Raw genomic sequence first — 14151 nt, 5'->3', positions numbered from 1 at the left:
AACATTAAATAAAAGTAAGAAGATGTTAATTCATTTCAGTCGCTTTTTTTAAAATTCTTACAAAATTACAAGCTTTCTTCTAACCAAGCTTGCATCATCCATATAGTCTTTTCTTGTTCTGAGATAAAATCACTCATCATCGAATTTGTCCCTTCATCATTAATTTCACCAGCTTTGTTAAGAATCTCTCTTTCTATTTTTAACAAATGGGACAATGAAGTAACAATTAAATGCACCGCTTTTTCATCGTTTGAAATATTTTTACCTACAACTAACTGATTATTATTGATATAATCTTCAAAAGTATGCAATGGTGTTCCGCCAACTGTAAGAACTCTTTCGGCAATTAAATCAATTTTAATTTGGGCATCTGTATACAATTCTTCAAATTTAACGTGCAAATCAAAAAAACGTTTCCCTCTAATATTCCAATGAATTCCTCTTAAATTTTGATAATACACCTGAAAATTAGACAATAAAACGTTCAATTCACTTACGATCAATTCTGATTCTTTAACTGGTAATCCTAAAATATTTGTTTTCATGTTTTCTATTTTATACAAAAATACGCAAGAAAACAACACTTTACACTATACGTTAAATTGATTGTTTTTATATTTGCATTAGATATTACTATAAAAGATGACAATTACTCAATTAAAATATGTTCTTGCTGTAGCCGAACACAAAAATTTCACTCTTGCAGCTGAGAAATGTTTTGTAACTCAACCTACATTGAGCATGCAAATCCAAAAAATAGAAGAAGAATTAAGTATTCAGATATTTGACAGAACGAAAAAACCCATTCAACTTACTGACATTGGTCAAAAAATAGTCAATCAAGCAAAAAATATCGTCAATGAAGCGGACAGAATTCAGGATATAGTAGAGCAGCAAAAAGGATTTATTGGCGGTGAATTCAGATTGGGAATAATCCCAACCATTATGCCTACGCTACTGCCAATGTTCTTGAATAATTTTATAAAAAAATACCCAAAAGTAAAACTCATAATCGAAGAGTTGAATACGGACGAAATTATAATAAAACTAAAAAATGGTCATCTCGATGCTGCCATTGCAGCGACTCCTTTGATGGAGGAAAAAATAAAAGAAATTGTTTTGTATTACGAACCTTTTGTAGCGTACATACCGGAAGGTCATCATCATTTTCAAAAAGATGAAATCGAAGTTTCTGATTTAAACATAGATGAAATCTTGCTATTACAAGACGGACACTGTTTTCGTGATGGAATTTTAAATTTGTGCAAAAATAGCACCAGTAAAAGTGTAACGAATCGTTTTCAAATAGAAAGCGGTAGTTTCGAAACGCTGATAAAATTAGCCAACGAAGGTTTAGGAACAACATTGCTTCCTTATTTACACACCTTAGATTTAAAAGAAACTGACAAATCAAAATTACGCCACTTTAAGGAACCTAAACCCGCCAGAGAGGTGAGCCTCATATTCCCTAAGAGCGAATTAAAAATACAGATAATTGATGCGCTTCGCAATACAATAGCAGGAGTTGTAAAAGGGGCAATCGTATTTCAAAATGTTCAAATTATAAGTTCACTTCCTAAAAAATAAAAAAAGGAACCGTTTTGCGAGGGCACTGAAAAAGTCCCGCTAGAAAAAATTTCGACAAAATCTTGATGGGAAAACAGAATAAACGCTCTGAGAATCGCTCAATCAAGTTTAAAAACTTTTAAGTATGAAAATATAGCAAAGAGAAGGGCTTAAACTGATTTAAAGTTTAAGCCCTTTTATTTATAGGTAGTTTTTCAGTGCCCTCCGTTTTGCGGTTTCCTTTTTTTTTTATGAATTTACGATTATCAAACATTCTTTTAATTCTGGTTTTCCAATTGTGAAATTTAATAACCATTCTCGCAATTGCTCCATTTCATAGGGCAACAATGTTTTAATGGCTTTTTCTAATTCCTTGCAAAAAAGCAATGGATCAAAACTCACTCTTTCTAAAATTGATTTTGTATAATCATACATGATTTTTGACATAATAAACGTTGATTTTAGTTAGATATTGAATTCTAAAGTGTTGTAAAAATACATTTTTTTTTATTACAACATAACTATTTAACGTAGTTTTAATTTTTTATTATTAATTCATAGATTTTAGATCAAAAAAATAATAAACACTTGATTACAAATAACTTAAATTATAAGTCCTAGCTTTTTCTAGCACGAAACATTTCTCTTTTTCCGGGTGGTCCTGCAAGTTTTTCGACAGTAAAACCCACTTCAATCATACTCCTTTTAACAACTCCTCTGGCCGCGTAAGTAACCAACACACCATTCGCTTTAAGCGCCTTATACATCTTCTCAAAAACAGCTGTACTCCACAATTCAGGTTGCACTCTGTACCCAAAAGCATCAAAATAAATTAAATCAAATTGATCAATATCATCAATTTCTTCAAAAAATTGTTTCCTTTTAGTCAGTGAAAAATCATCTCTTAAATCAATTTTTTCTCCCCAATTGCTTTCATGCATGCTATCAAAAATTACACTTTCTTGGCTTGCATTTAATTCTGTGACATAATTCATCTGCAAAACTTCATCTACTGAAATTGGATAGGCTTCTACTCCAACATAATCAATTGATTGCTGCATTTTTTTTGATTCCAGTAAAGTGATAAAGGCATTTAAACCTGTGCCAAATCCTATTTCCAAAATAGAGACATTCCTATTTTGAAATAATGAAAGGCCGTTTTTAATAAATACATGCTGTGCTTCCTGTATAGCACCATGTTTAGAATGATAACATTCGTCCCATTCTGCTATGTGAATGGTGGTTGAACCATCCAGTGTTTGGATTATTTCTCTTTTCAAAATTGGATTTTGAGGTTATATTGAATTAAAAACTACAATGTTTGTCCAAAATTAATCAAAATCTACTACGTTTGCCTCTGAAAAATCTATATTTATTGTATAATCAATAGAAATGGGCATGATTTTTTTGTTTTTTTTAAAATGCAAACAAATCTTAGTTAAATGCTATAATTAATAGTTTTTTGACAAGTCTTTTGTTGATTTTTATTTAATTTTGCAAAGATTAAACTTTAACTTATAGAAATCTAGTTTTTTAAGCTCCAGTTTGTCATTTAAAAAAAATCAAAAAACAATACATTACTATGAGTACTACTCAAACCAACAAAATTGAAACAATAAAAGCTTCCTCTACAAAAATAAATGAAGTTGATTTTTCAAACTTAAGCTTTGGTTCTGTTTTTACAGATCATCTATTTGAATGTGATTATAAAAACGGAGAATGGCAAAAACCGGTCATTAAACCCTACGCACCATTTTTATTAGACCCATCAACTCGAGTTTTTCATTATGGTCAAGCGATTTTTGAAGGCATGAAAGCTTACAAAGATGTGAATGATGACGTTTGGCTTTTTAGACCTGATGAAAACTACAAGCGTTTTAATACGTCTGCGGTAAGAATGGCTATGCCGGAAGTTCCTGAAGAGATATTTATGAGCGGTCTGAATCAATTGTTGCAATTAGACGATGCTTGGATTAAAAAAGGAAAAGGAAATTCTATGTACATCAGACCATTTATGATTGCAACAGGTACTGGAGTAATTGCGAATCCTTCGGATGATTATAAATTCATGATCATTTTATCGCCAGTGAGTTCTTATTATTCTGGTGATGTAAAAGTACTTATTGCGGAACATTTCAGTAGAGCTGCAAATGGAGGAATAGGAGCTGCAAAAGCTGCCGGAAATTATGGTGCTCAATTTTACCCAACTAATTTAGCGAATAAAGAAGGTTTTCAACAAGTAATTTGGACTGATGATGCAACGCATACTAAACTGGAAGAAGCGGGTACTATGAATGTATTTTTCAGAATAAATGATACATTACTAACTGCACCTACAAGCGAAAGAATTCTTGACGGTGTAACTAGAAAAACACTGATTGATTTAGCAAAAAGTGAAGGTATAAATGTAGATATACGTTCGGTTTTAGTATCTGAGCTTGTTGAGGCTGCTAAAAATGGAAGTTTAAAAGAAATTTTTGGTGCCGGAACAGCTGCTGTAGTAAGTCCAATTTCTGGATTCTCTTACCAAGATATTTATTATGAATTGGCAAAAACTGAAAAGACAATGGCTTTACAACTAAAGACTAAGTTGGAAAACATTCAAAATAAATTAGAAGAAGATACTTTTGGATGGACTGTTAAAGTATAAATTCAAGATTTTATAATTTAAAAAAAGCGATTTTCAGTGTGAAAATCGCTTTTTTTATGTCTCATCCATATATAAAACTTCAAGCGCTATTCTTTAGTCTCCAGTATTTTAGAGAAATTAGGTTTAAAATAATTAGGCCCTTTCATGACTTTGCCGTCTTCACGATAAATGGGTTTGCCATCTTCGCCTAACTTACTCATATTACTGCGTTGAATTTCGTCAAAAACTGCTTCTATTTTATGCTGTAAACCATGTTCGATAATGGTTCCGCAAAGGATATACATCATATCACCCAATGCATCTGCAATTTCTACCAAATCATTGTTTTGAACTGCTTCCAGATATTCTTCGTTTTCCTCTTTCATTAAGTTGTACCGAAGTGTGTGTTTACTTTCTCCTAAGTCAGCTGTAGGAGTTTCACTGTGACCAATTTTAAAAGCTGTATGAAATTCTTTAACTGAGTTTATCTGTTTTTGCATTTTTTTATTTTGTTAAATGAAAAAGCAAATTAGCAACTATTTCTAAACTATTAACTAAATTTACCGGAAATAATTTAAACTATGTTTAGTCAAGGTCAATTAGTGTTTGCAGGCTTGTTTTTTGTTGCATTTGTTATTGCTGCAATTTATTCTTATCGAAAAGATTTAAAAATACACAAAGAGTTTTACAAAGGGAATTACAAGATTCTGATAGGATTTGGAATTTTTATTGGAATTTTATTTTTGATAAAAGTGTTTTTCAAACGTTAGTTTTTTCAAACCAAACAAATAATGTCCACTAAATAGTGGACTTTTTTATTTAATCAACGCTAAAAAACAAACACTTAACACGCTAAGTCAATCGGCAAATTCCATTTTTATTCGAAAAATAATCAGATACAAATGATCGACTAGTATAAAGACAACTTTAAATGCCAGTCAAACGCAAATAGACAAACCTGTTTTATTTAGAAAATCATCCATATTTATTTAACACTTTCGATGACTTGTAAATAAAATCTTTAACTTTACAAAAATTAACAAACCTGTATATTATGAGGATTTTAAAATACTTATTTCTTTTACTATTGCTAAGTTTTGTGGCTTTATCCATTTTTGTAGCAACTCAAAAAGGAGATTTTACTGTAGAAAAAAGTCAAATCATCAATTCTCCAAAATCAACCGTATTTAATTTTGTTAATGATTATAGAAACTGGGAAGATTTTAGCTCATGGGTTGTTGAAGATCCTGAAATGCAAATTACATATTCTAAAAAAACAATTGGTCCCGGTGCTTCCTTTTCCTGGGAAGGAAAAGAGGGCACTGGTGATATGTTAACCCTTTTTATAAAAGAAAATGATAGTATTTCTCAAAAAATGAATTACGATGGAACTTCATCATCGGTTTTTTGGAGTTTTAAAGATACAATCGGCGGAACAAAAGTAACATGGAAAACTACCGGAAAAATGAGTTTTACTATGAAAGTTTACACTGCTTTTAATGGAGGCATAAATAAAATCATAGGCAAAATGTATGAAAAGAGCTTAGCAAATTTAGACAAGACTCTTGATTTTGAAATTAATACTTATGCGGTAAAAGTAAATGGATTGGTAAAAAAACTTGGCACTTTTTATTTAAGGCAAACCTTTACCAGTGAAATTTCAAAGGTTATTAAAAACGGTCAAATCGTATTCCCAAAAATGATTGCTTTTTGCGAACAAAATAATATCGAATTAAACGGAAAACCATTTATAATTTACCACACTTATGATTCCGTAAGCGGATTAACCAAATTATCTTTTTGTGTACCTATAAAAAATCAAATCTTAACAAGCTCAGGAAGTGATATTTTAACTGGAAAACTGGAGCCATTCGACGCCATTAAAACTACTTTAACAGGGGACTATTCGCATACTAAAAAAGCGTTGGATAAAGCTAAAGCGTATATTAACACGAATCGAATTGCTCTTGATCCTACATTTTCTCATTTAGAGAATTTCAATATTAGTAGGACCGAAATTAAAAATCCTTCGAAATGGGTTACAGAAATTTACTATCCAATACAACCAAAAGCAATTCCTGTGCCTACTTTTACTCCTGCAGCTGTCAAGAAAGAAGAGGTCATAAAAACTCCCGTACCCGTAATAAATAAAGAAGAAGAACAATCTGAATTTTAATATCTTTTTTTAAGCAGATTAAACCTTTATAATAAATTCTATTCTAACTCTTAAATAATCGCTTTGCAAGAAGAACAGGAATTTATAAATCAATTGTTAGACCCTAAAGCGCAAAATCAAGCGTTTCAGCAGTTATTAAAGGATTATCAAAGGCCGTTATACAATCACATTCGTACCATCGTTTTGAATCACGATGATGCTAATGATGTGTTGCAAAATACTTTTATAAAAATATTTCAAAATTTAAAAAATTTCAAAGGAGAAAGCAAACTTTTTTCATGGATGTATCGCATCGCTACGAATGAAGCCTTGACGTTTTTGAAACAAAAATCAAAAACAAGTGGCATTTCATCAGAAACTTTACAAAATAAAACTATCGATAATCTGGAAGCTGACGTATTTTTTGACGGAAATGAAATTCAAATAAAATTACAAAAAGCGATTGCATTATTGCCTGAAAAGCAACAATTGGTTTTTAAAATGAAATATTTTCAAGAACTGAAATACGAAGAAATCTCGCAAATTCTGGGAACCACTGTTGGTGGATTAAAAGCATCTTATCATCTTGCTGTAAAAAAAATAGAAGCTTTTGTTTCGACAAATTAAACCTTTTAGCTGTAACACTGTCTAAAACATATTATGAAAACATTTAAATTAGAGAACCACCCTAAAATTGAAACTGGATTTAAAACTCCAGAGCATTATTTTGAAAATTTTTCAATCAAAATGATGGAGCAATTGCCTAAAAACGAGCCAAAAGTAATTTCTATTTTTCAAAAAAGAAAAACTTTAGTTGTAATGGCAGTCGCAGCAATTTTAGTACTTGCATTGATGATTCCAATTTTCAGTCCTTCTTCGACAAACACAAAAGAATTAGACGCTGCGGCTTTAGAAAATTACATCACCTATCAGTCTAATGTAAATCAATATGACTTGATAAGTGTGCTAGAACCCGAAGATATTAATAACATAAAAGCCGGTGTTATTATAGAAGATGAAGCAATTGAAGAACATTTATCAATAAATTCAAACTTAGAAAATCTTATTTTAGAATAAACCAGACTGTAAAGCTTTCATTCAAAGCTATAATTAAATAAATACGAAATGAACTTAAAAAAATTAGTACCAATACTATTGCTATTCGTTTCTTTTAACTTTTACGCTCAAGGCGAAAGTATGAAAGAGAAAAAAGAGCAAATAAAAGCTTTAAAAGCAGCTTTTTTTACGACTGAATTAGACTTAACAACTAATGAAGCCGAAAGATTCTGGCCAATCTACAATACATTTGATGACAAACAGTTTGAACTGAGACATCAAAAAATGAAAACCTACATGAGAAGAATGAATGATGGCTCGCTGGATAAAATAACTGAAAAAGAAGCAAATATCTTTTTGGCCCAAATAGAAGATACTGAAGAAGAGTTGTTTTTATTGCGAAAAAAATTCATGCAAAATGTAAGAACAATTTTACCAGCCGTAAAAATAGTTAAACTTAAAAAAGCCGAGGAAGATTTCAATAGAAAATTGCTGCAACAATATCGCAACAAAGGTCAAAAAAGATAATCTTTTATTTTTATTAGTTCAAAAAAAAACACCCTAAGCTTAGATTATATAAGACTTAGGGTGTTTTTTATTATTTAAAACTGATGCGAATCATTTTATTTTGCCCCGCTGCAATTGCTGTATGCTTATCTATAAACCTTATCGTATTAAGAGTTGAATCTGTTGCTAATTGTTTCCATGAAGTACCACCATCTGAGGAATAGTATATTCCTGAGAAACCAACTGTTACTAGACCTTTGCCGTTACTTCCAGGAACATATTGCACACAAGAAGCATATCCAAACCCTTGATTTTCTGCTATTAACTTCCATGTTTTCCCTCCATCATTAGTTATTGCTTTATTAGAAAAATTTTGATTCCGCACTTCATAATCCCCTCCGGAAACAAATCCAGTTTGAGCATCATAAAAATCTGCCGTAAAAATTCCGGTCATTGATTTTCCTTGTACTATTGGCGTATCATACACTGTCCATGAATTTCCCTTGTTTGGAGAATAAAAAACTCTTGATTTTTTTCCACCGGAAACAATCCATGTATTATCCCCTTTAATTATAATGTTAGTGTTGCTTGCCGCAAAAGCTGCTTCTCCGTCGATCACTTGTGGTAATTTACCTAATGGAACTTTATTCCATGAATTTCCTCCATCACGAGTAATTATAACGTTGAGACAATCGGCGATTGGGTCTCCCATGGCTATCCCCTCTTTATCATTCCAAAACTGCATGCTATCATAAAACACTTTCTCGTGATTCTCCTGATACACTAATTTTGTTTCTTTTCCGTTTTTTGAAATTTGATATAACAAGGCTGGATTTCCAACATTTAAAATAAAAACATGCTTTTTTGTTTTGGCATTACTTCTAAACTCAAGCTTTAAAGAATCTTTGATGATTTTGCTTTCAAATTTTTGATTATTATCTAAATTAAAAAAACCAAATCTTCCTTTATCAGCAGCAAACCAAACTTTATTTGCATCAATTAAAATGGCTCTGATACTTATTTTATCCTGAAATAATGTGTCTACTACAACGGACTTAAATTCAGTATCAGTAGCATTTTTTACAGCAAAATCGGCCGTTTTACAGGATATTAAAACAGTTGAAATCAATACAATCAAAAAAAAAGTTCTCATCTTTTATAAATTTTATGGCTAATTTACAATTAATAATAAGAACCGTAAAAAAGGTTTAAATTAATTGGCACAGTAATTGGATGATCAAAAAAAGGAACAAACTTAATTCAATTAATTATGAAAACTAAACTACTACTATTGAGTCTATTGACTACTGTTTTCGCAACACAAATACAGGCGCAAGATAGAACATCAGTAAATGCAATGAATAATGAAATCAGTGACAATCTTGATCTGAGAGCTGTTGCTTCAATTTTTGGAGATTCAAGAAATCTACAAGATTTTGAACGACGCCTGAATGATCCTGAACTACAAATATCAAATTTAGATTTGAATAATGACAACGAAGTTGATTATTTAAGAGTTATAGAAACTGTCGAAAATCGGACTCACGTAATTATCATTCAATCTGTTATAGATACTGATGTTTATCAAGATGTAGCTACAATTGACGTTGAAAAAGACAGAAACAATAACATTCACGTTCAAGTCGTAGGAGACGTATACATGTATGGTCAAAATTATATTTATGAGCCTGTATATTATAGCACTCCACTAATATATGCTTCATTCTGGTCTGCTAATTATCGTCCTTATTATTCTACATGGAATTGGGGGTATTATCCTTCTTATTATTATGCATGGAATCCATTTCCAATATTCAGATATAGAAATAACATCAATATTAGCTTGAACATCAACAATAATTACAATTATGTTAATTACAGAAGAAGTGAGCGCGCAATTGTTTTACACAGCTCTAGACGTTCAAATGGTTATGAAAGACAATACCCAAATTATTCCTTTTCCAGAAGAAATGCTAATGTAACAAACCGTTACGAATTAGATCAAAGAAGAGGTTCAAGAAACGAAGTGGGTTACTCTAATAGAAGAATAGGAAATCAAAGAGATTATTCTCAAAACAGAACTGGTTCATCAAGAGAATCAACTCCACAAAGGTCCGGTTCATCAAGAGATTATTCTCAAAACAGAACCAATCCTTCGAGAGAAGTAGCGCCGCAAAGAGGAAATTCACAAAGAGATTACTCTCAAAACAGAACCAATCCTTCTAGTCAGGCAACGCCACAAAGGGGAAATTCACAAAGAGATTATTCTCAAAACAGAACTAGCCCTTCAACTCAGGCAGCGCCACAAAGAGGAAATTCTCAAAGAGATTATTCTCAAAACAGAACTAGCACTTCAACTCAGGCAGCGCCACAAAGAGGCAATTCTCAAAGAGATTATTCTCAAAACAGAACTAGCCCTTCAACTCAGGCAGCGCCACAAAGAGGCAATTCTCAAAGAGATTATTCTCAAAACAGAACTAGCCCTTCAACTCAGGCAACGCCAGAAAGAGGAAATTCTCAAAGAGATAATTCTCAAAACAGAGGTAGTTCTTCAAGAGAATCAGCTCCTCAAAGAAATGAATCTCAAAGAGGCAATTCATCAAGAAATGACAACAGAAAATCTTAAAAGGCTTCAATAGAAAACTTAAAAAACACGGCTCCTACTGCCGTGTTTTTTTTTATTGTAAAAAAAGCGCTATTTTATTTTAAAAGTGTAAATTTGACCAGTTTTTTAAAAATTTTTCATGAGCACTTCACACAAAGACCTCCATAGTAAATGGACATTAGGTGGATTATTAATTTCATTAGGAATAATTTACGGTGATATTGGAACTTCACCATTATACGTAATGAAAGCCATTCTTGGGGATCATATTATTAATGCTGATATTGTTTTGGGCGGAATTTCATGTGTTTTTTGGACACTTACTTTGCAAACCACCATAAAGTACGTCCTCATTACTCTAAGTGCTGACAATCATGGCGAGGGCGGTATTTTTGCATTATATGCTTTAGTCAAAAAAACAAAAATCCAATGGTTAATAGTCCCTGCAATAATTGGGGGAAGTGCATTACTTGCTGATGGAATCATTACCCCTCCTATCTCAGTATCCTCTGCAGTTGAGGGAATCAGAACCTATTATCCTGAAATAAATACTATCCCAATTGTTATTGGAATCCTATTTATACTTTTTACTATTCAACAATTTGGAACCAAATTAGTCGGTAAATTTTTCGCACCGATGATGCTAATTTGGTTTGGAATGCTTGCAGTTCTGGGAATCACGCAAATTTCTCAACACACTGAGGTATTAAAAGCCATTAATCCGTACTACGCTTATCATTTATTGACCATTCATCCAGAAGGCTTTTTTGTTTTAGGATTTGTATTCCTTTGTACAACCGGTGCTGAAGCATTGTACTCAGACATGGGACATTGCGGCCGAAAAAACATTAGAATCAGCTGGATTTTTGTAAAAATTGCTTTAGTGCTAAATTATTTTGGCCAAGCCGCTTATTTAATACATCACGAAGGAGAAACGCTACAAACTTTAGGAGGAAAAAACGGAAATCCATTTTACCTAATAATGCCAGACTGGTTTCAACCTATAGGAATTATTATAGCCACACTTGCTGCCGTTATTGCTTCCCAAGCATTAATTAGTGGCTCATTTACTTTGATAAATGAAGCGATGCGATTGAATTTTTGGCCAAAAGTAAAAATAAAATATCCTACTGAATTAAAAGGGCAATTGTATATTCCGTCTATAAACTGGTTATTGTTTATTGGATGTGTTGGTATCGTATTGCACTTTGAAGAATCCAGCAATATGGAACATGCATATGGTCTCGCTATTATTTTATGTATGATAATGACCACTATTTTACTGAATTTTTATTTGATAATGAAACGAGTGAAATTGTATTTTATTGTACCGCTAATTACCATTTATTTAATAATTGAATTTAGTTTTCTAGCCGCCAACATTACTAAGTTTGCTGAAGGGGGCTACGTAACCCTTTTTATCGCAATTTCTTTAATAAGTATAATGACAATTTGGTATTTAGCTAAAAAAATTAATAAGAGCTACACCAAAATTGTCAAAATTGAAGATTACAAAAAAGTACTCGTTGAATTAAGTACTGATTTAACAATACCTAAATATGCAACACATTTAGTTTATATGACTAATGCGGGCAGAGTCGATGAAATTGAAGAAAAAGTAATGTATTCGATTTTACAAAAAAGACCTAAAAGAGCTGATATATATTGGTTTGTACACGTCAATATATTAACGGAACCGTATAAAACCGAATATAAAGTAACCGAAATTGTCAAAGATGACTTGTATCGAGTTGACTTCAATTTAGGTTTTAGAGAGCCTACCAAAATAAACCTGATGTTTAAAGAAGTAATTAAAGATATGGTACAAAAAGGAGAAGTAGATATCACCAGCAGGTACGAATCTTTGAATAAAAATAACATTATAGGGGATTTCAAATTTGTATTATCTGAAAAGTTCCTTTCCAATGATAGTGACTTGAGATGGTATGAAAAAATAATCATGAATTCCTATTTCTTCATTAAAAAATTAAGTTTATCCGAAGAAAGAGCCTTTGGCTTAGACAGCAGCTCTGTTAAAATTGAAAAATTTCCAATGGTGCTTCATGCACCTGAAAAAATAGCGTTGACAAGAGTAAAGTAATCTTCTTGTTTTTTAAAAATATATAAAGACATTGTATTTAATACGATGTTTTTTTATACCAAAAAATTAAAAAACAACATTCATTATTAAAAATATAACATTCAATCAATTAATAGTACCTTTGCACCTCAATTATTTAAAATGAGATTACACAGAAATTTAGTTTACACAACAATAGACGCCTTAAACGCCATTTTTAACGAAGGCGAATATGCTGACAAAGTGGTTGCAAGATCCTTAAAAAAAGACAAACGTTGGGGAAGCTCTGACAGAAAGTTTGTTGCCGAAACCATCTACGAAATTGTACGTTGGAAAAGATTATATGCAGAAATAGCCGAAGTAAAAGAACCATTTGACAGAGACAATCTTTGGAGAATGTTTTCTGTTTGGGCAGTATTAAGAGGCTATCCTATTCCAGATTGGCGCCAGGTTGAAGGAACGCCTGAACGAAAAATAAAGGGACGTTTTGACGAACTATCAAAAGTGAGAGCTTTGAAAGAATCTATTCCAGACTGGATGGATGAATTAGGAGTTAAAGAATTAGGCGAGAAAGTTTGGGCAACTGAAATTACAGCTCAAAACCAACCTGCTAAAGTTATCCTTAGAGTAAATACACTTAAGACTACCAGAGAAGCGCTACGTGCTATTTTGATGGATTTAAACATTGAAACAGAAACGTTGAAAAATCAACCTGATGCTTTGGTTCTAAAAGAAAGAGCTAATGTTTTCTTAACTGATGCTTTCAAACAAGGTTTCTTTGAAGTTCAGGATGCTAATTCACAATTAGTGGCCGCTTTCCTTGATGTAAAACCCGGAATGCGAGTTGTCGATACCTGCGCAGGTGCAGGTGGAAAAACATTGCACATAGCTTCGTTAATGGAAAACAAAGGACAATTAATCGCTATGGATTTGTATGAAAGCAAACTGAAACAATTAAAAATCAGAGCCAAAAGAGACGGTGCCTTCAATATTGAATACCGCATCATTGATTCTACAAAAATCATCAAAAAACTACATGAAAAAGCAGACCGTGTTTTAATTGACGCGCCCTGTAGTGGTCTAGGAGTTTTGAAAAGAAATCCAGATGCTAAATGGAAATTAAAACCTGAATTTATTGATAACATCCGTAAAGTACAATCAGAAGTTTTAGAAAGTTATTCTAAAATTGTAAAACCGGGAGGAAAATTAGTGTACGCTACTTGTTCTATATTACCATCCGAAAATCAAGAACAAATCGCTCGTTTCTTGACTACTGACATTGGAAAACAATTCAACTTTGTAAAAGACCAAAAAATCTTGGCTTCAGAGTCTGGTTTTGATGGATTTTATATGGCTTTGTTAGAACGTAAAGAAAGCTCCGAACAAAAAGAAAAAAGAGTACAGAAAGTAATAGAAGTAATAGAATAAAACTAGACTCAAAAATTTACAAAAGAAACTCGAAAATTAGAACGCCCTCAAAAAAGTTAGACACTATTTGGGGGCGTTTAAATTTTGAAACAGTTTTTTTCATGAACCTGAAAAAACTGAATACT

General features: G+C 32.0%; 15 protein-coding genes. 10 read left to right on the top strand and 5 right to left on the bottom strand.

The genetic code is table 11. The features are described 5' to 3' along the window. Positions 1-65: 65 nt before the first annotated feature. The gene (locus tag ACNQGD_RS10930) at positions 66-545 is read right to left on the bottom strand and encodes a Dps family protein (RefSeq protein ID WP_417994209.1); all 480 of its coding nucleotides are present in this window, start codon (positions 543-545) and stop codon (positions 66-68) included. Positions 546-642: 97 nt separating this feature from the next. Between ACNQGD_RS10930 and ACNQGD_RS10925 the strand changes: the two genes are divergently transcribed. Next, positions 643-1587, top strand: a complete 945-nt coding sequence (locus ACNQGD_RS10925; protein ID WP_417994210.1) for a LysR substrate-binding domain-containing protein — start codon at positions 643-645, stop codon at positions 1585-1587. A gap of 228 nt (positions 1588-1815) precedes the next feature. On the opposite strand, the gene ACNQGD_RS10920 is transcribed toward ACNQGD_RS10925, so the two are convergent. Together ACNQGD_RS10920 and mnmC2 are read right to left on the bottom strand one after the other, a co-directional pair. After that, positions 1816-2013 (bottom strand): hypothetical protein, encoded by a 198-nt coding sequence (locus ACNQGD_RS10920; protein ID WP_417994211.1) that lies wholly within the window; start codon positions 2011-2013, stop codon positions 1816-1818. Between the two features lie 170 nt (positions 2014-2183). Beyond that, on the bottom strand, positions 2184-2846 hold the full coding sequence (mnmC2, locus tag ACNQGD_RS10915) for a tRNA (5-methylaminomethyl-2-thiouridine)(34)-methyltransferase MnmC2 (protein ID WP_417994212.1): 663 nt from the start codon (positions 2844-2846) through the stop codon (positions 2184-2186). Positions 2847-3148: 302 nt separating this feature from the next. On the opposite strand from mnmC2, the gene ACNQGD_RS10910 reads away from it, so the two are divergent. Beyond that, positions 3149-4216, top strand: coding sequence for a branched-chain amino acid aminotransferase (locus ACNQGD_RS10910; RefSeq protein ID WP_417999293.1), 1068 nt, complete (start codon positions 3149-3151; stop codon positions 4214-4216). Positions 4217-4302: 86 nt separating this feature from the next. On the opposite strand, the gene ACNQGD_RS10905 is transcribed toward ACNQGD_RS10910, so the two are convergent. Then, a complete protein-coding gene (locus ACNQGD_RS10905; protein WP_417994214.1) occupies positions 4303-4695 on the bottom strand; it encodes a pyrophosphohydrolase domain-containing protein in 393 nt (130 codons plus the stop codon). 81 nt (positions 4696-4776) lie between these two features. Here ACNQGD_RS10905 and ACNQGD_RS10900 point away from each other — a divergent pair, with 81 nt between their 5' ends. The 5 genes from ACNQGD_RS10900 to ACNQGD_RS10880 all read left to right on the top strand — a co-directional run bounded on the left by ACNQGD_RS10900 (position 4777) and on the right by ACNQGD_RS10880 (position 7934). Further along, positions 4777-4965 carry a hypothetical protein gene (locus ACNQGD_RS10900; RefSeq protein WP_417994215.1) on the top strand — a complete coding sequence of 63 codons (189 nt, stop codon included), beginning with the start codon at positions 4777-4779 and terminating at the stop codon, positions 4963-4965. Between the two features lie 284 nt (positions 4966-5249). Further along, entirely contained in the window at positions 5250-6371 is a 1122-nt protein-coding gene (locus tag ACNQGD_RS10895; protein ID WP_417999292.1) for an SRPBCC family protein, read from the top strand. 63 nt (positions 6372-6434) lie between these two features. Next, a complete protein-coding gene (locus ACNQGD_RS10890) occupies positions 6435-6977 on the top strand; it encodes an RNA polymerase sigma factor (RefSeq protein ID WP_417999291.1) in 543 nt (180 codons plus the stop codon). A 33-nt stretch (positions 6978-7010) separates the two neighbouring features. Next, positions 7011-7427, top strand: coding sequence for a hypothetical protein (locus ACNQGD_RS10885; RefSeq protein ID WP_417999290.1), 417 nt, complete (start codon positions 7011-7013; stop codon positions 7425-7427). Positions 7428-7475: 48 nt separating this feature from the next. Next, complete coding sequence (locus ACNQGD_RS10880) at positions 7476-7934, top strand: sensor of ECF-type sigma factor (RefSeq protein WP_417994219.1); 459 nt, start codon at positions 7476-7478, stop codon at positions 7932-7934. Between the two features lie 70 nt (positions 7935-8004). Here the strand turns inward: ACNQGD_RS10880 and ACNQGD_RS10875 are convergent, their stop codons facing one another. Next, positions 8005-9066 carry a sialidase family protein gene (locus ACNQGD_RS10875; protein WP_417999289.1) on the bottom strand — a complete coding sequence of 354 codons (1062 nt, stop codon included), beginning with the start codon at positions 9064-9066 and terminating at the stop codon, positions 8005-8007. A gap of 117 nt (positions 9067-9183) precedes the next feature. Between ACNQGD_RS10875 and ACNQGD_RS10870 the strand changes: the two genes are divergently transcribed. The 3 genes from ACNQGD_RS10870 to ACNQGD_RS10860 all read left to right on the top strand — a co-directional run bounded on the left by ACNQGD_RS10870 (position 9184) and on the right by ACNQGD_RS10860 (position 14026). Next, a complete protein-coding gene (locus tag ACNQGD_RS10870) occupies positions 9184-10539 on the top strand; it encodes a hypothetical protein (protein WP_417999288.1) in 1356 nt (451 codons plus the stop codon). Positions 10540-10657: 118 nt separating this feature from the next. Then, on the top strand, positions 10658-12619 hold the full coding sequence (locus ACNQGD_RS10865; RefSeq protein ID WP_417994649.1) for a KUP/HAK/KT family potassium transporter: 1962 nt from the start codon (positions 10658-10660) through the stop codon (positions 12617-12619). A 141-nt stretch (positions 12620-12760) separates the two neighbouring features. Further along, positions 12761-14026, top strand: coding sequence for an RsmB/NOP family class I SAM-dependent RNA methyltransferase (locus ACNQGD_RS10860; RefSeq protein ID WP_417999287.1), 1266 nt, complete (start codon positions 12761-12763; stop codon positions 14024-14026). The last annotated feature ends 125 nt before the right edge of the window (positions 14027-14151 follow it).

Origin of the sequence: Flavobacterium glucosi, from assembly GCF_048286535.1 — a bacterium.
Lineage (GTDB): Bacteria > Bacteroidota > Bacteroidia > Flavobacteriales > Flavobacteriaceae > Flavobacterium.
This window is presented reverse-complemented; position numbering and strand designations above follow the sequence as displayed.